At 37.7% G+C, this 19,219-nt stretch carries 14 protein-coding genes, 1 tRNA gene and 3 rRNA genes; 1 reads left to right on the top strand and 17 read right to left on the bottom strand.

From position 1 onward, the window contains the following. Position 1: 1 nt before the first annotated feature. The 3 genes from AC6H33_RS02785 to rfaD are packed head-to-tail and all read right to left on the bottom strand — an operon-like array spanning position 2 to position 3,007. The gene (locus tag AC6H33_RS02785; protein WP_497605449.1) at positions 2 to 574 is read right to left on the bottom strand and encodes a YfaZ family outer membrane protein; all 573 of its coding nucleotides are present in this window, start codon (positions 572 to 574) and stop codon (positions 2 to 4) included. Continuing rightward, positions 567 to 2,000, bottom strand: a complete 1,434-nt coding sequence (gene rfaE1 / locus AC6H33_RS02780; protein WP_497605448.1) for a D-glycero-beta-D-manno-heptose-7-phosphate kinase — start codon at positions 1,998 to 2,000, stop codon at positions 567 to 569. Before rfaE1 ends, AC6H33_RS02785 begins: the two co-directional genes overlap by 8 nt. Further along, positions 1,997 to 3,007, bottom strand: a complete 1,011-nt coding sequence (rfaD, locus tag AC6H33_RS02775) for an ADP-glyceromanno-heptose 6-epimerase (protein ID WP_497605447.1) — start codon at positions 3,005 to 3,007, stop codon at positions 1,997 to 1,999. Before rfaD ends, rfaE1 begins: the two co-directional genes overlap by 4 nt. 113 nt (positions 3,008 to 3,120) lie before the next feature. Between rfaD and AC6H33_RS02770 the strand changes: the two genes are divergently transcribed. Further along, a complete protein-coding gene (locus AC6H33_RS02770; RefSeq protein ID WP_497605446.1) occupies positions 3,121 to 3,405 on the top strand; it encodes a c-type cytochrome in 285 nt (94 codons plus the stop codon). A gap of 35 nt (positions 3,406 to 3,440) precedes the next feature. On the opposite strand, the gene ccoS is transcribed toward AC6H33_RS02770, so the two are convergent. From ccoS to AC6H33_RS02700, 14 genes are all read right to left on the bottom strand, one after another. Beyond that, positions 3,441 to 3,656, bottom strand: a complete 216-nt coding sequence (gene ccoS / locus AC6H33_RS02765) for a cbb3-type cytochrome oxidase assembly protein CcoS (protein ID WP_497605445.1) — start codon at positions 3,654 to 3,656, stop codon at positions 3,441 to 3,443. Between the two features lie 3 nt (positions 3,657 to 3,659). Continuing rightward, positions 3,660 to 6,008, bottom strand: a complete 2,349-nt coding sequence (locus AC6H33_RS02760) for a heavy metal translocating P-type ATPase (RefSeq protein WP_497605444.1) — start codon at positions 6,006 to 6,008, stop codon at positions 3,660 to 3,662. Positions 6,009 to 6,051: 43 nt separating this feature from the next. Next, positions 6,052 to 6,537 carry an asparaginase domain-containing protein gene (locus AC6H33_RS02755; protein WP_497605443.1) on the bottom strand — a complete coding sequence of 162 codons (486 nt, stop codon included), beginning with the start codon at positions 6,535 to 6,537 and terminating at the stop codon, positions 6,052 to 6,054. Further along, on the bottom strand, positions 6,531 to 7,046 hold the full coding sequence (locus AC6H33_RS02750) for a D-glycero-alpha-D-manno-heptose-1,7-bisphosphate 7-phosphatase (protein WP_497605442.1): 516 nt from the start codon (positions 7,044 to 7,046) through the stop codon (positions 6,531 to 6,533). The genes AC6H33_RS02755 and AC6H33_RS02750 overlap by 7 nt, the downstream gene beginning before the upstream one ends. A gap of 6 nt (positions 7,047 to 7,052) precedes the next feature. After that, complete coding sequence (locus AC6H33_RS02745) at positions 7,053 to 7,640, bottom strand: D-sedoheptulose-7-phosphate isomerase (RefSeq protein WP_497605441.1); 588 nt, start codon at positions 7,638 to 7,640, stop codon at positions 7,053 to 7,055. 241 nt (positions 7,641 to 7,881) lie between these two features. Further along, positions 7,882 to 7,997: ribosomal RNA gene (rrf, locus tag AC6H33_RS02740) — 5S ribosomal RNA — on the bottom strand. A gap of 180 nt (positions 7,998 to 8,177) precedes the next feature. Further along, positions 8,178 to 11,065: ribosomal RNA gene (locus tag AC6H33_RS02735) — 23S ribosomal RNA — on the bottom strand. A gap of 236 nt (positions 11,066 to 11,301) precedes the next feature. After that, positions 11,302 to 11,377, bottom strand: a tRNA-Ala gene (locus AC6H33_RS02730). Between the two features lie 121 nt (positions 11,378 to 11,498). Further along, positions 11,499 to 13,020 (bottom strand): 16S ribosomal RNA (locus AC6H33_RS02725). Together the 16S, 23S and 5S rRNA genes with 1 tRNA gene alongside form the textbook arrangement of a ribosomal RNA operon. Before the next feature lie 353 nt (positions 13,021 to 13,373). After that, positions 13,374 to 14,015: a pilus assembly FimT family protein gene (locus AC6H33_RS02720; protein ID WP_497605440.1), complete on the bottom strand. Its 642-nt coding sequence runs from the start codon at positions 14,013 to 14,015 to the stop codon at positions 13,374 to 13,376. Between the two features lie 136 nt (positions 14,016 to 14,151). After that, positions 14,152 to 15,966 carry a citrate/2-methylcitrate synthase gene (locus AC6H33_RS02715; protein WP_497605439.1) on the bottom strand — a complete coding sequence of 605 codons (1,815 nt, stop codon included), beginning with the start codon at positions 15,964 to 15,966 and terminating at the stop codon, positions 14,152 to 14,154. A 9-nt stretch (positions 15,967 to 15,975) separates the two neighbouring features. Further along, a complete protein-coding gene (locus tag AC6H33_RS02710; RefSeq protein ID WP_497605438.1) occupies positions 15,976 to 17,310 on the bottom strand; it encodes an ATP citrate lyase citrate-binding domain-containing protein in 1,335 nt (444 codons plus the stop codon). Between the two features lie 87 nt (positions 17,311 to 17,397). After that, entirely contained in the window at positions 17,398 to 18,591 is a 1,194-nt protein-coding gene (locus tag AC6H33_RS02705; protein ID WP_497605437.1) for an ArnT family glycosyltransferase, read from the bottom strand. Next, on the bottom strand, positions 18,588 to 19,157 hold the full coding sequence (locus AC6H33_RS02700) for an anthranilate synthase component II (protein ID WP_497605436.1): 570 nt from the start codon (positions 19,155 to 19,157) through the stop codon (positions 18,588 to 18,590). Before AC6H33_RS02700 ends, AC6H33_RS02705 begins: the two co-directional genes overlap by 4 nt. Positions 19,158 to 19,219: the final 62 nt, after the last annotated feature.

The raw sequence follows: 19,219 nt of genomic DNA, 5'->3' as shown, positions 1-19,219 counted from the left end.
TCTAAAAAAGAAACTTCAATCCAAAATAGACTGAGTCATTATACTCGACATCAACGTTATCGTAATTTGTATCTATATGTCTATATCCAACCGTTAAAAACCCATTTTTTATGGCTTCGGCTTCTATTGTCACTCTGTACTCCAAAAAGCTATCCGCTCTATCAAAAGAGAGTACTTCTGGTGCAGCATAAACTGCACCGCCTACATAAAATGGAACACTTGAAGTTATTGGTAACTTATAAGTAGCTTCTGCGCCAAACGGAGCTGATGCAAAATCTTTGGTATGGTTTATCTTTAAACCCAATCCTACTTTCAAATTAGTGCTAACGCCTCTTTGCATTAAAAAGTTTAGCTCTTGATAATCATCTATACTGTTTACATCGCTGTGTTTCTCATCAGCCTTTAGATATTTCGCTCCTAGCAAAATTGTATCTGGTTCAATACTATCGTTGAATTGTCCCATATCCAATTTTGCCGAGAGCTCTAAATCTGAATTATTTACATTTACTTCAGCGCTGTGCATAGCAAATGCAGATATGGCACAAAGTGCACTGAGTGATATTTTTTTAAGCATCTAAACTTCCTTTTATCTTTTGAATTGTTTTTGTAGTACTCTTGCCGTCTACAAAATCAACAAGCTTTAGTTCATGAGCAAACTCTGTTCCGACAACGCTTTTGCCCTCATAATCACCGCCTTTTACAAGCGTGTCTGGCTTTATCATCTTTATAAGCTCAAAAGGCGTGTCATCTTCAAAAGGCACAACAAAATCGACTGCTTCAAGTGCTGCCAAAAGATAGGCTCTATCTTCTGCAATGTTTACAGGTCTGCTTGGACCTTTTAATCTCGAAACAGAAGCATCAGAGTTTAAACCAACTATCAAAATATCTCCAAAGCTCTTAGCAATTTGTAGATACTTTACGTGACCAACGTGCAAGATATCAAAACAACCGTTTGTAAAAACAACCTTTTTACCGCTATTTTTATAACGCAAAACTATCGCTTCTATCTCTTCAAAGCTCTTAATATGAGCATCAGAAGTGCTCTTATGTAGCGTTGCTTCATACTCTTCTATCTCATCTAGCGTAACAGTAGCAGAGCCAATTTTGCCAACAACTACACCAGCTGCAAGATTTGCAAATTTTGCACTCTCTTCTATGCTCTTTCCTGCACTTATTGCAAAGGCTATTGAAGCGATAACTGTATCTCCTGCTCCTGTTACGTCAAAGACCTCTTTTGCCACTGTTGGAAAAACTCTCATCTCTTCGTCATAAGTAGCTATACCGTCTTCTGATAGAGTGATAAGCGAAATTGCTAAATTAGCATCTTGTTTCATCTTTATAAGAGCTTTTTTTAGACTTTCTTTATCTTTTATCTCTATCTTTGTAGCCTGTATAGCCTCTTTTTTGTTTGGTGTTAACAGATAAGCCCCGCTATATTTGCTATAGTCACTTCCTTTTGGATCGACTAGGACCTTTATGCCATTTTCATTGCATAAAGAGATGATTCCGTGGCAAAGTTCTTTAGTTAAAACACCTTTTCCATAATCAGACAATATTACAGCATCGTAACTAGAAACATCATCAAACAGTGAGTTTAAAACTAGCTCTACAGAAGATTTAGTTATCTCTTCTTTGCTCTCTTTATCATATCTTAGTATCTGCTGTGAAGAGGCTATTATACGGCTTTTCTTAGATGTTTTTCTTCCCTCTTGAATTACTATGTTTTTAACATCAACATTGATTTTTTGTAGTAGCTCAATTAACTCCACGCCATTAGCATCATTACCAATAACCGCACTAACGCTAACCTTTGCACCAAGTGCTACAAGATTATTTACTACATTACCTCCGCCCCCAAGAACTGTGGTCTCTTTAGAAATATCAACTATCTGAACAGGAGCCTCAGGTGAGATTCTCTCGCAACTTCCCCATAAATAGTGATCAATCATCAAATCACCAATAACTAAAATATTAGGAACAAAATCTTTTAGTTTTTTCATTTTTTCACTTCTTGATTATAGATTCTTTTTATTTCATTAACATACTCTTTGATTCCATCTTCCATCTCAAAGCGTGGTTCGTAGCCAAGAGTTTCTTTAGTTGAGGCGATATCTGCCTCTGTATGGAACTGATAGCTACCAATAAAGGGATTGGCAATATACTCACACTCTAAATTTGTGCCAAGTTCGCGTTGTAAAATATCTACAATATCTTGAAAACTCCTTGCCTTGCCCGTCCCTACATTAAATACGCCACTCTCTTTTGGATTCATAGCTTTTATATTGGCAGCGATAACATCCTCTATATAGACAAAATCACGAAGTATTTTGTCACTATCTTCAAAAAGACGCGGATTTTTTCCAGAGAGTATCTGATGTCCAAACTGCAAAACCATAGACGCAGTAGAATTTTTAAAAAATTCTCTTGCACCATAAACGTTAAAATATCTAAGCCCGACTATTGAGATATTGCTATTTTTAACATATTTACTACTTAAATTATCCATGCAAAGTTTAGAAAAGCCGTAAACATTTTGTGGCGCTTCTCGCCCTACCCTTTGAGGTGATGGCGCGTTTCCATAGGTTGCAGCTGATGAGGCATATATCATGTTTGCACCATGCTTTTGAGCAAGAAGAAGCAGATCATGGTAAGCATTAACATTTGTTCTTATCATCAAATCTTGCTCTAACGCAGTTGTATCAGAGATAGCGGCTTCATGAAAAATATAATCAAATTTATAATTTTTTTCTAAATCTTTAAGAAGCTCTTTGTCGTTTATATCACCGCTTATTATCTCGCCCAAAAAACCTATCAAATTTTTAAAATGTCCAAAGCTTTTAAGATTTCCGTTTGACAGTGTCTCTTTGCTTCTAAAACTATCTAAAATGACAACTTTTGCATCTGGATGATTGTCCTGAAAGTAAAATGCCAAGTTTGAACCAATAAACCCAGCACCCCCAGTAATAAGGATTGTTTTCTCTTTTAAATCATCGTCAATATATCTCATTTACGCCCCATAGCCTTTAAAGTTTAACAAAATAATAACAGATAATCTATTAACATGTATTTAAGAGTAAAGTTACTATAATTTGCCCGAAATTAAAAATCAAAGGGATTAAAATGAAAAAAATTGTATTATCAATCGTTGCTTTAACTGCAACAACTGCTCTAATGGCTGGCGTTAACGCTGGTGCATGTCAAGGCTGCCACGGTGCAGATTGGGCTAAACCTGCTTTAGGAAAATCTAAAAATGTTGCTGAGATGACTCATGCAGATATCGCTGCTGCACTTAAAGGTTACAAAGATGGTAGTTACGGCGGACCAATGAAAGGTCTTATGAAAGGTCAAGTAGCTAAATATTCTGATGCTGACTTGGATGCATTTTCACAAACTATCGGTAAATAATTTACCAGAATCACCTCTTGAGGTGATTCAATCTTCTACTCTGGTTTATAACTTTTTTTTAACTCTTCTTTTTTTTGCTCCCTCATTAAAGCATCATTTAGTTCATCTTCACCATCAAATTTAGCAGCATTTAAAAACTTCTCTTCATCATCAAATTGACCATTTTTTACAGCCCACAAAAACGCAAAAAGTGCAATTGCCCCTAAAAATAGAGAAGCTCCAAGCATCATGGCTATTACCCAACTATCCATAATCTACTCCCTATTCCATTTATATCGAATTCTCATAGAGTTGCCTACAACTAAGAGTGAACTAGCCGACATAGAGATAGCAGCGATAAGAGGGATAACATATCCTGCCATCGCAAGAGGGATTGTTAATGCGTTGTAAACCAGCGAGATACCAAGATTTTGCTTTATGAGCCCAAAAGTTGTACGACTTATTTTCAAAGCATCCTCTAATGATTTTATAGAGCTATTTAAAAGGACAATATCTCCTATTTCAACAGCTATATCGCTTCCGCTTCCCATAACTATGCCGATATCAGCAGAAGCAAGTGCTAGTATATCATTTATGCCATCTCCAACCATTACTACACTTTTTTTTGCAGAGGTAAGACTATTGATATAATCTGCCTTGCTTTGTGGCGTTTGCTCATGAAAAATATTTTTTATACCTACGCTTGAAGCCACTCTCTTTGCAATACTTTCATTATCACCTGTTAACATGACAACATCTATCTTCATCTTCTCCATACTTTGTACAAACTCTTTAACGCCATCTTTAACTCTGTCTTCTAGCTCGTAAATAGCCACTACTCTCTTATCGATAGCAAAATAAAACAGTGTTCCTTGTGTTAAAACATCTATCTCTATTTTGTTCTCATCCATTAATTTTTTGTTTCCGCCTAAAAGTTCTCTCTTACCACTCTTAGCTTTTATTCCTAGCGCTGGAAGTTGAGCAAACTCATCAAATATAGTGTCGTAAAGATTTTCACAACAATCTTTTATATAATTTGCTACGCCTTTAGCAACAGGATGTTTTGAAGATGAGACAAGAGAGTAGAGTAGTTTCTTATCAAATTCTTCTATTATATGCTCTTTTACAACCTCTGGCTTTCCTGCTGTAATAGTCCCTGTTTTATCCAAAACAAGAGTATCAGTTTTTGCCATTACCTCTAGGCCTGCTGCCTCTTTAAATAGGATTCCTCTTGAAGCACCAAGTCCCAATCCTACAAGAGTTGCAACTGGAGTGGCTAATGCCAATGCACAAGGACATGCAATAATTATCACAGATATAGCAACCATCAGAGATGTTTCAAAATTATTAGTCCAAAACCACCATCCAAAAAAAGTAAGCACTGATAGCCCTAAAATAACTGATGAAAAATGCTCAGACAATCTATTAGCCATCTGTTGAATTTTTGGTTTTTTATTTATAGCAGATTCTAAAAGTTTTACGATATTAGATAAAGTAGAGTGCTTAAAATCTTTACTAGCTCTAAAATGTATATCAGCATCGATACTCATAGTACCGCTAATAACACTCATACCTATGCTTTTATATATAGGCTCACTCTCGCCCGTAAGATTTGATTCATCAAAAGATCCTCTTCCTTTAACAATCTCGCCATCTAGTAAAACCCTCTCTCCACTAGAAACAACTACTATATCGCCAACAACAACATCATCAAGCTTTGCAGTAACTATCCTGTCTTCTTTTAAAATTTTAACTTCACTAGGAATACTGTTTGCAATTTTATCAAGCGTATCAGCTGCATTTTTTTTACTCAACACTTCTAAAAATTTACCAATCAATACAAATGTAATAATCATACTTACAGAGTCAAAATAAGCTTCACCTTTTTGATTTATTGTGATAAACAAAGAGTATACATAAGTTAAAGTAGCTCCAGTTGCTACTAGCATATCCATATTTACTACTCTATTTTTAAAACCATAATAAGCACCTCTAAAAAAAACCCAACCACTATAAAAAAGTACAGGAGTTGCAAGTATCCCCTCTGCAATATTTAGTATTGTTTTTACATCTTGTGTTATTCCACTAAAATAGCCAGCATATTGTGCAACTGCAATCCACATAGTATTCATAGAAGCAAAAATAGCAACTGCCATTTTTAAATAGTATGATTTTCTTTCTTTATTAACATGTAGTTCTTGAGCCAAGGAGTCATAAGCAAATGCGTTGTAACCGATTGAGCGAATAGTATCAATTATAGTTGATAGCTTTACAATATCATCTACCCATACTATCGTTGCCTTATTGTTTGTAAAATTTATATTTGCTTCTATTACACCATCCATTTTATGCAATACTTTTTCATTTAACCAAACACAAGCTGAGCAGTGAATTCCTTCTATAACTAAAGAGACTTCACAAAAGCCATCACTGTTTATCTTTACAAATTTATCGTAAAAAGATTTGCTATCAAAATTAGAAGAGTCTTCAAGGTTTTGATTTTGTGCACAAAGCTCTATATCTTTACTTTTTTCATAAAAATTCCCAAGCCCTTGGTCTTGAAGCAGATGAAAAACAGCTTGACAGCCATTACAACAAAAAAAATGTTCTTTATCTTTAATCATAACAGATGTATCAAATTTTATATGACAGTGAGAGCAAGGAACTTTAGAGGACAACTTCAAATTTTCCAAATTTTTTGTTTTTATAAATTTTTTGCCAAGGTTCTATATGTCCACTCATGCATATATATACACCATTATCTTTAGTCGCTTTTGCAAATCCAATAGCCATACCTAAATTTAAACTAGCTTCTATATTATCAATCTCAAATGGCTTCATAGCACCAACAAATACTATTTTCCTATCATCAAATATCTCTGCCAAGAACTCTGCGCTTGTATGCATAGTATCAGTCCCATGAACAATTATAAATATGTCATCACTTGACTCCATTATAATATGTGCTATTCTTTTTCTATCATCCATATTCATATCTAAACTATCTTTGTAAACAACACCTGCTAAATCATATTTAGATTCAACGCTTTTTAAAATTTCTTCAATTGCACTATTATTGTAAGGAACCTCAAGTTCCCCATTAAGAGGATTATATTTTTTATTAAATGTTCCGCCGCTGTTTAATATTAACACTTATATATCTCCTCTAATCTAGAAATAATTTTGGTTGCTTTAGATTTTTTGCAAACACCTTTTTCATCAAAAAGATAACTCTCTTTTATTCCAGCAAGAATAGCCGCTTCAATATCACGTTCCTTATCTCCAACCAAAATAGAATTTTCTAAATCAATATCAAACTCTTGCTTTGCTTCAAATATCATTCCAGCTTTAGGTTTTCTACAGTTACACTCTCCTGAAATTTCTGGGTGATGAGGACAAAGATAGACTTTGTTAATCGTTACACCTCTTTTTAAGAACTCCTCTATCATCCATAAAGTTAAAACATCAAAATCTTCTTGAGTATAAAAACTTCTAGCAATTCCAGATTGATTTGTAACTACAAATATAAAATATCCTTCATTTTGATATTTTTTACAAAGCTCAAATATGCCATCAATAAATATAAAATCTTCAATTTTATAAAGATAGTTAACTTCAACATTTATAACGCCATCTCTATCTAAAAAAAGTGCTCTATTCATAAAATATTAATTAACACCTTCTCCAAAAATCTCTTTTTCTATAATATCACAAATTATGTGACCAATAAGTATATGCGACTCCTGAATTCTAGGAGTTGAATCAGATGGAACAACTAAAGCAATATCTGCCATTTTAGCCATCTCTCCGCCATCTCGCCCAACTAATGCAACAGTTGTTATCCCTTTTTTCTTTGCACTTAAAAATGCATTAATAATGTTCTTCGAGTTGCCAGAAGTTGATATACCAATGAATAAATCACCTTCTTGTCCCATCCCTTCTAATTGACGAGAAAATACGTTGTCATACCCATAATCATTTCCAATTGCAGTTAAGCATGAGGTATCAGTTGTTAATGCCAATGATGGAATTGAAGGTCTATCAAAGCCATATCTACCAACTAACTCTGCAGCAATATGCTGAGCATCAGCAGCGCTTCCGCCATTTCCAGCAAGAATAGTTTTTTTATCAACTCTATACAAGGCAACACAAAGCTTAGAAACCTCTTCTATTTTATCAATTAAATCAATATTTTCATAAATAGCTTGTTTAGTTTCAAATGATTTTTTTATCTGATCTTTAATATATTTTTTCACATAACATCCTAAAATAGTATGCAAAATAATACCATATTATCAATTGTTAAAGTCTCAAGAATATCCATCTTGAAAACATATTTTTTTATAATTACAATTATAAAAACAATAAAAGATTATTAAAAATAAGTAAGTGAGCTCAGGTAGAAATTACATTTGTTGTTAAAGTTAGCGTAAAGCTAGAAATTGAAGTTAATTAATAAAAAGATTGAAGTTAAGAAGTTAAAGTTAGAAATGATCAACTAGGCAGCGACCTACGTTTCCAATCCTGCAAGGATCAGTATTATCAGCGATGAGAGGCTTAGCTTCTGGGTTCGGAATGGGACCAGGCGTTTCCCTCTCTCTATAGCCACCTAGACAATCACATTTAAATACACTGTTTTGTGTACTTAAAAGTAATTGTTCTTGAGTTAGAGTGAGTTTTATGCAATTAATGCATAAAGTATCATTGTTAAAGTCAACACAACTAAATAACTACATCAGGTACCTATACACTAAGTAAGGTAGTGAACGAATTGTGTTCTATTTAAAGAACTTTAAAAAAAGACAAACGTACTATTAGTACTGGTCAGCTAAACAGATTACTCTGCGTACACATCCAGCCTATCAAGCTTGTAGTCTTCAAGCGTACTTCAGGGAACGTTCATCTTGGAGTTGGCTTCCCGCTTAGATGCTTTCAGCGGTTATCTCATCCATGCGTAGCTACCCAGCGATGCTCTTGGCAGAACAACTGGTGCACCAGTGGCATGTCCAACCCGGTCCTCTCGTACTAGGGTCAGCTCTCCTCAACGTTCCTACGCCCACGGAAGATAGGGACCGAACTGTCTCACGACGTTCTGAACCCAGCTCGCGTACCGCTTTAAATGGCGAACAGCCATACCCTTGGGACCTGCTTCAGCCCCAGGATGCGATGAGCCGACATCGAGGTGCCAAACCTCCCCGTCGATGTGAGCTCTTGGGGGAGATCAGCCTGTTATCCCCGGCGTACCTTTTATCCTTTGAGCGATGGCCCTTCCACACAGAACCACCGGATCACTATGACCGTCTTTCGACTCTGTTTGAGTTGTATCTCTTACAGTCAGTCCGGCTTGTGCCATTATACTCTACGAGGGATTTCCAACCCCTCTGAGCCGAACTTTGTAAGCCTCCGTTACTTTTTAGGAGGCGACCGCCCCAGTCAAACTACCCACCAGACATTGTCCTCGCACGAGATAATCGTACGGAGTTAGCTATCAGAATATTCAGGGGTGGTATCTCAAGGATGCCTCCGATACAACTAGCGTCATATCATCAATGGCTCCCACCTATCCTGCACATGAATATCCCAATAGCAATGTCAAGCTATAGTAAAGGTGCACGGGGTCTTTCCGTCTTTCCGCGGGTAGGAGGAATTTTCACCTCCACTACAATTTCACTGGATCCCTGGTTGAGACAGCTCCCATCTCGTTACGCCATTCATGCAGGTCGGTATTTAACCGACAAGGAATTTCGCTACCTTAGGACCGTTATAGTTACGGCCGCCGTTTACTTGTGCTTCATTTCAATGCTTCGCAGAGCTAACAAATCCATTTAACATTCAAGCACCGGGCAGGCGTCACACCCTATACATCCTCTTACGAGTTAGCAGAGTGCTGTGTTTTTGGTAAACAGTCGGGAGGGACACTTTGCTGCGACCCGTCAATGCTTTATGGAGCAAGTCCATTAACAAATAGGGCACACCTTATACCGAAGATACGGTGCTAGTTTGCAGAGTTCCTTAACCAGGGTTCATCCACGCGCCTTAGAATACTCATCTCACCCACCTGTGTCGGTTTACGGTACGGGCAACTGTTGTTCTCGTTTAGAGGCTTTTCTCGGCACGACAGTATCATTGATTCAAAGCGCTCTCCGAAGAGATTGCTCTGCCTGTAAGATCTCGGTCTAATGTAAGGCGGATTTGCCTACCTTACAACCTACGTCCTTCGACCCACTATTCCATCAGTGAGCTCAATTAACTCTATGCGTCCCCCCATCACTCAAGCGAACAACAGTCGGTATCGGAATATTAACCGATTTGCCATCGTCTACCCCTCTCGGACTCGACTTAGGTCCCGACTAACCCTACGATGACGAGCATCGCGTAGGAAACCTTGGGTTTACGGCGAAGGGAATTCTCATCCCTTTTATCGCTACTCATGCCTGCATGCTCACTTCCAGCCGCTCCACCACTCCTTGCCGGTATGGCTTCTACGCTGACTGGAACGCTCTCCTACCACGTGAATAAATTCACATCTAGAGCTTCGGTGCTTGTCTTAGCCCCGTTATATTTTCGGCGCAGAATCGCTAGACCAGTGAGCTGTTACGCTTTCTTTAAAAGATGGCTGCTTCTAAGCCAACCTCCTGGTTGTCACAGCAACTCCACATCCTTTTCCACTTAGACAAGACTTTGGGACCTTAGCTGCTAGTCTGGGTTGTTCCCCTCTTGACGACGGATTTTATCACCCACCGCCTGACTCCCGAGGTTACACATGAAGTATTCGGAGTTTGATAGGGTTTGGTACCGCGGTAAGCAGCCCTAGCCCTGTCAGTGCTCTACCCCTTCATGCTACTGCTCGAGGCTATACCTAAATATATTTCGGAGAGAACCAGCTATCACTGAGTTTGATTGGCCTTTCACCCCTATCCACAAGTCATCCCGAGACTTTTCAACGTCAATGGGTTCGGTCCTCCACTGGCTCTTACACCAGCTTCAACCTGCTCATGGATAGATCACTCAGTTTCGGGTCTGCAGCATCTGACTAATTCGCCCTATTAAGACTCGCTTTCGCTACGGCTTCGCGTTCGCTTAACCTTGCCAGATACCACAACTCGCAGGCTCATTATGCAAAAGGCAGTCCGTCACACTTATAAATAATAGTGCTCCGAATGATTGTAAGCCATAGGTTTCAGGTTCTATTTCACTCTGCTCACCGCAGTTCTTTTCACCTTTCCCTCACGGTACTTGTTCGCTATCGGTCTAGTAGTAGTATTTAGGGTTGGAGGGTGGTCCCCCCATATTCAGTCAAGATAACACGTGTCCCGACCTACTCGTTCCTTAGTCTAGTACCATATAAATGTTTTCGCCTACAGGAGTATCACCCTCTATGCTCACTCTTTCCAAAGTGTTCGGCTAACAAATATATTATCACTAAGTGCCCTAATCCCGTTTCGCTCGCCGCTACTATGGGAATCTCGTTTGATTTCTTTTCCTTCAGGTACTGAGATGTTTCACTTCCCTGAGTTCGCTCCCCGTAGGGTAACATGATTCGCACCATGCTGGGTTGCCCCATTCAGAAATCCCCGGATCAAAGCTTCTTGGCAGCTCCCCGAGGCTTATCGCAGCCTAGTACGTCTTTCATCGCCTCTACTAGCCAAGGCATCCACCTATGGCCCTTAATATCTTTTTTTCTAATTTGCGTTCACTACCTTACTTAATGTAGGGCAGTATCCTGTTTAATTGTAGTTATTTAGTTGATATATTTATAATTGATTGCAGAAATGTAAAGATTGCTCTTTTTAATCTCTAGTTATCTTCTTATAACTATATGTTGACTTTAACAATAATAATTTAATGAACTTTTTGGTGTAAAACCAAATCTAAATACTCTATTGAGTACTTGGATTTAGTTTTTATTTTAAGAAATGGTGGAGAATAGCGGGATCGAACCGCTGACCTCCTGCGTGCAAGGCAGGCGCTCTCCCAGCTGAGCTAATTCCCCATTTTCAATTTCAAATGAACAATGATCACTGAAAACTAAGCAAGTAAAAGACTAAAATAACTGTTTCTCTTGTGAGATTTTCTTGTATGTCAATTCAAATGAATGATTGACTCTACTCTAGAAAGGAGGTGATCCAACCGCAGGTTCTCCTACGGTTACCTTGTTACGACTTCACCCCAGTCGCTAATTCCACCGTAAGTGGTAGCCCCCCGAAGGTTAGCTTCCCAATTTCGGGTGAAATCAACTCCCATGGTGTGACGGGCGGTGAGTACAAGACCCGGGAACGTATTCACCGTAGCAATGCTGATCTACGATTACTAGTGATTCCAGCTTCATGCTCTCGAGTTGCAGAGAACAATCCGAACTGAGAGACGCTTTAAGTGATTGGCTCCACCTCGCGGTATTGCAACACTCTGTACGCCCCATTGTAGCACGTGTGTAGCCCTGGCCGTAAGGGCCATGATGACTTGACGTCGTCCTCACCTTCCTCCTTCTTGCGAAGGCAGTCTCCCTAGAGTGCCCAGCTTAACCTGCTGGCAACTAAGGACGAGGGTTGCGCTCGTTGCGGGACTTAACCCAACATCTCACGACACGAGCTGACGACAGCCGTGCAGCACCTGTTTTCAAGCTCCCCGAAGGGCACTCCTGCATCTCTGCTGGATTCTATCAATGTCAAGGCCAGGTAAGGTTTTTCGCGTATCTTCGAATTAAACCACATGCTCCACCACTTGTGCGGGTCCCCGTCTATTCCTTTGAGTTTTAATCTTGCGACCGTACTCCCCAGGCGGAACACTTAATCTGTTAAGTGCATCACCGCCCTGACAAGCAGGGCGACGACTAGTGTTCATCGTTTAGGGCGTGGACTACCAGGGTATCTAATCCTGTTTGCTCCCCACGCTTTCACGCCTTAGCGTCAGTAATGTTCCAGGAGATCGCCTTCGCTTTAGGTATTCCTAGTGATATCTACGGATTTTACCCCTACACCACTAATTCCATCTCCCCCTCCCATACTCTAGGTTGCCAGTTTCAAGTGCAGTTCTACAGTTAAGCTGTAGGATTTCACACCTGACTTGACAACCCGCCTACGCGTCCTTTACGCCCAGTGATTCCGAGTAACGCTTGCACCCTCCGTATTACCGCGGCTGCTGGCACGGAGTTAGCCGGTGCTTATTCATATGCTACCGTCATTTTCTTGACATATAAAAGGAGTTTACACACCGAAATGCGTCATCCTCCACGCGGCGTTGCTGCATCAGAGTTTCCTCCATTGTGCAATATTCCTCACTGCTGCCTCCCGTAGGAGTCTGGTCCGTGTCTCAGTACCAGTGTGGCGGATCATCCTCTCAAACCCGCTACCCGTCATTGCCTTGGTGAGCCATTACCTCACCAACTAACTGATAGGATATAGTCTGATCCCAAAGCGAAAAGACATTTCCCTCTCTAACTTATGTTAAAGAGGTGTATCTAGTATTAATCACCGTTTCCAGTGGCTATCCCAGTCTTTGGGGTACATTAACTATATATTACTCACCCGTGCGCCACTCGTCAGCAAACTAGCAAGCTAGTTCCTGTTACCGTTCGACTTGCATGTGTTAAGCACGCCGCCAGCGTTCACTCTGAGCCAGGATCAAACTCTCCATAATTGGTTTGTTTAATCTTTGCCCAAGAATTAAAATTCATTGGCTTTGTTGCCACTTATATAAATATATGTGGACTTTGTAAAGTATCTATTACTATAGATACCCAGTTGGGTATAAATAGAATAGACGGTTGTTGTTATTTAGTTTTTATAAGTAAACTTACTCGACTTAAATAATAACTAGTTTTAGTTATTAAAGTCTATTTACTTGCTTAGTTTTCAATGATCTCAAACTACCGTTATAAGCCTCTACTTGAAGCCTAGATACCTAAACTTTAGGTCTCTGTGTTTGTGGATGGGAATTATAGGTAAGGATTGCTTAGAGGGGGCTTAAGTTTGGAGGGGATTTGTGCAAACTTATAGACAATTACCACCAGCATCCAATATACAAGCATAGCCTGTCTCTGGATGGACTCTTATAACAACTGTTGCACCACTAGTGTCTCTAAGCGTTAAATCACAATTTCCGAGAATTAAATACTGTGTTACTGATGCAGAATTACTAACGCCAGAGTAAGGTCGTCCAAGATGGTCAAATGAAAATACACCTCTATTTGCTGTAACTAAACTGCCATCAGCACTAAAGCAACTCTGAACTATTCCAGTGTTATCTCCGACAACACTATAGCTTCTTGTTAAATCTGCTTCTTTATAGTCTAAGAATCCATCTATTCCTTCTTTAGTCAAAGGATCGATTGCCCTTTCGCCATTATTTACATTTCCTTGCGTGTTGACAGAATCAGAGAAAATTACGTATCCGCTTGTCCCACCATTGCGTCTAAATCTTATTTGCCATCTTTCTCTATACCATGTAGGATCATTACTATCAAACTTATCATCCACCATCGCTAAGTGCTGTGTATATCTTATATGAGAGAGCACTTGCGTCGCAGCTTCTTGAAGCTTATTTGAGCCCGTTCTTGGAATAGCAACTGCAGCTAATATACCAATTACAATAATGACAAAAATCAACTCCATCATAGTAAAAGCTTTTTTCATAGATAATCCAATAAATATATTTGTAGGTAAGTATAGCAAAAAAGATGTAAAAAGAGTAAAGAGTTATAAGGAGGCTTTATTAAAGCTGTGGGAGCTATGCCCAAAGAGAAGGCTCTTTGGGTATAAAATTATATGACTATAGGTTTTCCGCTTTTTTAACATCATATAAGATATCATCCATTGGGTGTCTATACATTGGCATTCCAAGACGTTTTTCATCTAAAATATGTCCGATAAAGCCGATACTTCTACCTAAGATAAAGAATGCGTTTAGTGCGCCTGCGTTGATAAATACATCAATCTCATCATCTTGATATCCAAGTGCTCTCCACATATCTACCATTAGGATACCGATTGTTCCATCAACGTTTAAGATAAGATTCTCTTTCTTAGATGTTGTTAATTGTTCAACTGTTAAAGCATAATCAAGAAGCGGAGTTGAAGGGAAATTTGCTTTTGCATATTTCTTCAATCCCTCTACGCGTAAATCTGGATTTTTAAGAGATTTAATTCTATGTCCGATACCTGGAATAGGGATTCCCTCTTTTTTCATATGATTTAAGAAGTCAGTTGGAGTCATGTCGTTATCTTTTGCATACTTAAAGTATTTAGCAGCATCGTCAATTGCACCGCCAAAACGAGGTCCAATTGTAAGAAGTCCTGAAATCAGTGAACTGATAACATCTTTTCCTGCTCTTGCTGTAACCTTAGCATTATGAGCTCCTGAAACTGCTGGACCATGATCTGCAACTGTTTTCAGAACTGTTTCTAAAAAGTCAACTGCCCATCTTGGATAACGTTTTTTAAACCAAAGAATACTCATAACGTCACCGATAGTAAATCCTGTATCAGGAGTTGCAACAGAACTGATTGGATAGCCACAGTAGTGAGCCTCATCGCCTCTGTCATCTGAAATCGTACAGATAAATTGTTTTGATTTTCTAACGCTTGGACATACATTCATAGCAGGCTCTTGGATGTCTTTTACGATTCCTTCTGCATGAAGCTCATGATAAACAGCACTTATAATTTCTGGTAAATCATTAAAAGACGCTGGAACATGAATACCGACTTCTTTCATTGCTTTGTTTTTGAATTCAGCTGTTTCCATATCTCCGTTTGCAGATGCACCAGCATGACCAAACTGAACACCGCTGTCATAATACTTAGCGATTGTACCTATACACCAAGCAATAATTGGCTTTTTAATTTTTCCACTTTTTACAGCTTCGATAACTTTGTACTCTTCAGTTCCACCAACTTCGCCTAAAAGTAACATATATTTTACTTCAGGATTAGCTTCCATTCTAAGAAGATTATCTATAAAAACAGATCCTACAAATCTATCTCCACCGATTGCAACACCCTCAGCAATACCATCAGCATTAATTGCGATGATGTTTGAAAGCTCATTAAATAATCCGCCAGAACGAGTTACAAGTCCACATGAACCAGCACGGTGAAGTTTTGACTGAACAATATTTTCAATAGTTCCGCCAATATTTGCAATTTTAAATGCACCAGGAGCTATAGCACCAACTGTTGCTGGTCCAATAATAGTTACATTTTTCTCTCTTGCAGTTGCATTCATTTTACGAGCTAGTCTCTCTGGAATACCTTCAGCAGTAACCATAATAGATGTAAAACCACCGATTTCAAGTGCTTCCATAGTTACATCATAAGCTGTTCTAAAAGAGGCAAAATTTAAAAGAACATCAGCCTGAGGCTGTGCAGCTTTTGCTTCTGTTGTATTTCTATAAAGTGGAATCATAATCTCATCTGGACCATAAAAAAACTTCTCAAATTTTGAGCCACTTGTTGGAGCCACTATCGCTGCTACTGAAGGCTTAGTTCTTTTAATTGTATAGTCATAATCTAGCATTCTTTGAATAGCACTTGCGTTGTTATTCCAAAAAATTGCTTGTGTATCTCTAGTGTATAATTGTGCCATCTCTTTTCCTTACTTTGTTAGTGCCATACGCACGATATCTGTCACATGCGTCTCAGGACCATAAACTTCTATATAAAGACCTAATCTGTCTGCTGCTGCTTTAATATCTTTTAAACCTTTTTCAAAATTAGGCCCACCGCGTCTAACGTAAATTTTAATGCCAACTTCTTTCATTTTATCAGCATATATCTCAAATGCTTGAATAATACCTGTAAATGTTTTAGCAACATCAGTAAAGTTTGCGATAGCACCACCAATAATTAAAACTTTATCTCTACCTTTAACATCTTTAGTTCTTGTCATAAGATCTAAAATAGTCTCAGCATAAAATTTTGTCTCACTAGTTGTTGGTCCACCAGAGTACTCACCATAGTTAGCAAGGTCTTCAATACCAGCCAAATCAGCAATAGTATCAGCATAAACAACTGAAGCACCACCACCCGCAACCATAGTCCAAACTCTTGCTTCTGGTTTTAAGATAGTAAGCTTTAGTGAAGCGCCTGATTTACTATCAGCATCTTCAATAGCTAAAACTTCAGGAGATTTCTCTTCCATACCAAAAGAAGTTGGGAAATCTACATCGCCCCACTCTTCTCTCATCATAAATCCAGCAGTATCATCAAGTTTTGCAACCATATCAAGCAACTCAACTTTTTTACCTTGAAGAACAAACGGATTAATCTCTAAGTATGCAAAATTTAACTCTCTATATGCTTTGAAAAAACCTATTGCAAACTCTGCAAAAGCTTCTTTATCTTTAGCAGCTACATCTTTTGGTATGCTAGATTTGATTTTTTTCTCAATCTCCTCTTCTGTTGCAGTAATTGGGAATGCTACTTCTGTTACTTTGTCCCAATTTTCTTCAACTTCCATTCCACCTTCAGCTGACATGTATAAAACATCATCATCGCCAACACATGTAGCAGAGATATAGTACTCTTCTTCTTGAGAGTGTGGAGTAAAAGGCTCAACGATAAAGTGAGTCAACATATCATTTTTTGCTTCGCCACTAGGAGTGTCACCGTTAAATGAAAAATATACCGACTGTTTTTCGCCTGATTTTTCATCTATCCATGATGATGCTTTAGGTAAAGATACATCTCCTGGTTTAGAATCTCTAAAAAGAACTAAACCATTTTTTCCTCTTTTACCAAATAGCATATCTGGTTTAGCAACTAATGCTTTATCTTTTAACCATGTCTTCTCTTTTGCAGCTTTTTTAAGTTCTGATCCATTTTGAACCATAATTGTTTCATATGCATAAGAAAAATTTGGAAAATATTTATCCCAATGCTTAGCCAAAATTGACTTTGCGTCAAATTCTCTAATCGCCTTTTGAGCCATTGCAACTCCCTGTTTTTAATATTTCCAAAATAGTATCACATGTTGATTAATCTCATGCCATTTAAGAGGAATAACTGCTTTATAGATTTAATTTGTGTTGATTTTTGTAACGTTTGCAGAATAAACCACTCTATTTTTGTAACTAATTGTTACATTGTCTGATAACGATTCTCCAAGATAATTTTCTTGAAGTATATTGTTGTTGCATTTAGTTACACCATAGAACTCTAATCTTTTAGCCATTTTTGTGCTTGTGTCAACACAATAAATTTCTCTTTCTTTAAGCTCTTTTGAGAGCTCTTTAGCTACATGCATATTATATGAAAAATGTTTTCTTGGTTCTTCTATTAGAAGATATAGATATTTATTGAAAAAAACTACTGAACTGTTAATAAATAGCAATGTCAATGATACTAAAAATATTAACTTATAGTTTTTTCTGAAGATGTTTAATCGCACTCTATATGAGTGTTCAAACGTCTGTGCTACAAGAGGAAGGGCTAAAATAATATAAGGTGCAAAATACTCTATTGCTATACGTTGTCTAAAAGATAAAATAAGTGAAAAAACAAGTGTCACAGTAGCTATAAACCACAAAATGTCAATATCTTTCGTTAAATATCTTCTATATAAAATATAAAAAAGATATACAAAAATTATCGGGGTAAAAATCGCAGCATAAATACCCAGAGACTCTAGAAAATAACCTCTTGGAGAACCATGCATATCAATTCCATAGATCAATAATGAGCCTATGACAAGAAATAGGTTTAAAATAAAAAAGTTTCTATTTTTTATATATATTGCAAAAGCAGTAAGCGCGATAAAAAGGTAAACAAAATTGCCATCAATAAGCATATAAAAAATCAAAAGTATATAAATATAACGAGGAGATAATCTTTCATAAAAATATACGAAAAGAAGAAGCGCAAATAGTATAAATCCAGCATCGTTTACTATGATTCCAGCACTCATAACACCTGGTAGAAAAATAAAAACAAGAACTAGCCAAAGCCTATTTCTCTGAAGTTTTAAATATTTTTTTGAGATTATATAAACCAATATAGCACTTAAAATATGAAGGGCAATCATAGGCAATCTAAGAGCAAAATCATTTTGTCCAAAAAAATAAAATGAAGTTTTTATAAGAGATTGTAAAAATGAGAAATTACCATTTAAAAGAAGCGTTTCGTTATAAGATATGGATAACTCGCCTATTTGAAAAATCAATAATAACGTGTCTAGCGTTAAAATTAGGAATAGGGCAAGCCTTATGCTCATAACTTTAAAAAATTTCCTATCATCTCATGCCCGTACTCGCTCATAATAGACTCTGGGTGAAATTGAACACCGTATATCTCTTTATCTTTTATTTTTAGAGCCATTACTTCATTATCGTCTTGGCTGTATGCGGTAGGTTCAACACTATTTGGGATAGACTCTTTGTCCACAATCAAAGAGTGATACCTAGTTGCTATAAACTCCTGAGGAATATCTTTAAATATAGCACACTCTTGTGTTCTTATTATCTTGGAAGTTTTACCATGCATCATATTTTTAGCACGTACAACTTTTGCACCAAAAACTTGAGCAATACTTTGATGCCCTAGACATATACCTAAAATAGGCACTTTATCTTTAAAATGCTCTATAACTTTCAGAGTAACCCCAGCATCATCTGGTGTTGCAGGTCCAGGGGAGATGATGATTTTTTCTGGCTTTAGCGCTTCTATCTCTTCAACACTCATCTCGTCGTTTCGTATTATCTTCAAATCAGCACCTAACTCTCTGCAGTATTGAACGATGTTGTACGTAAAACTATCATAATTATCAATCATTAATATCATATTATTTATCCACTTGCTTTAATTAAAAGAATTATATCCTTTATTAAATTGGTTTTAAATAA

It is taken from the genome of Sulfurimonas limnophila (assembly GCF_059705345.1).
This window is presented reverse-complemented; position numbering and strand designations above follow the sequence as displayed.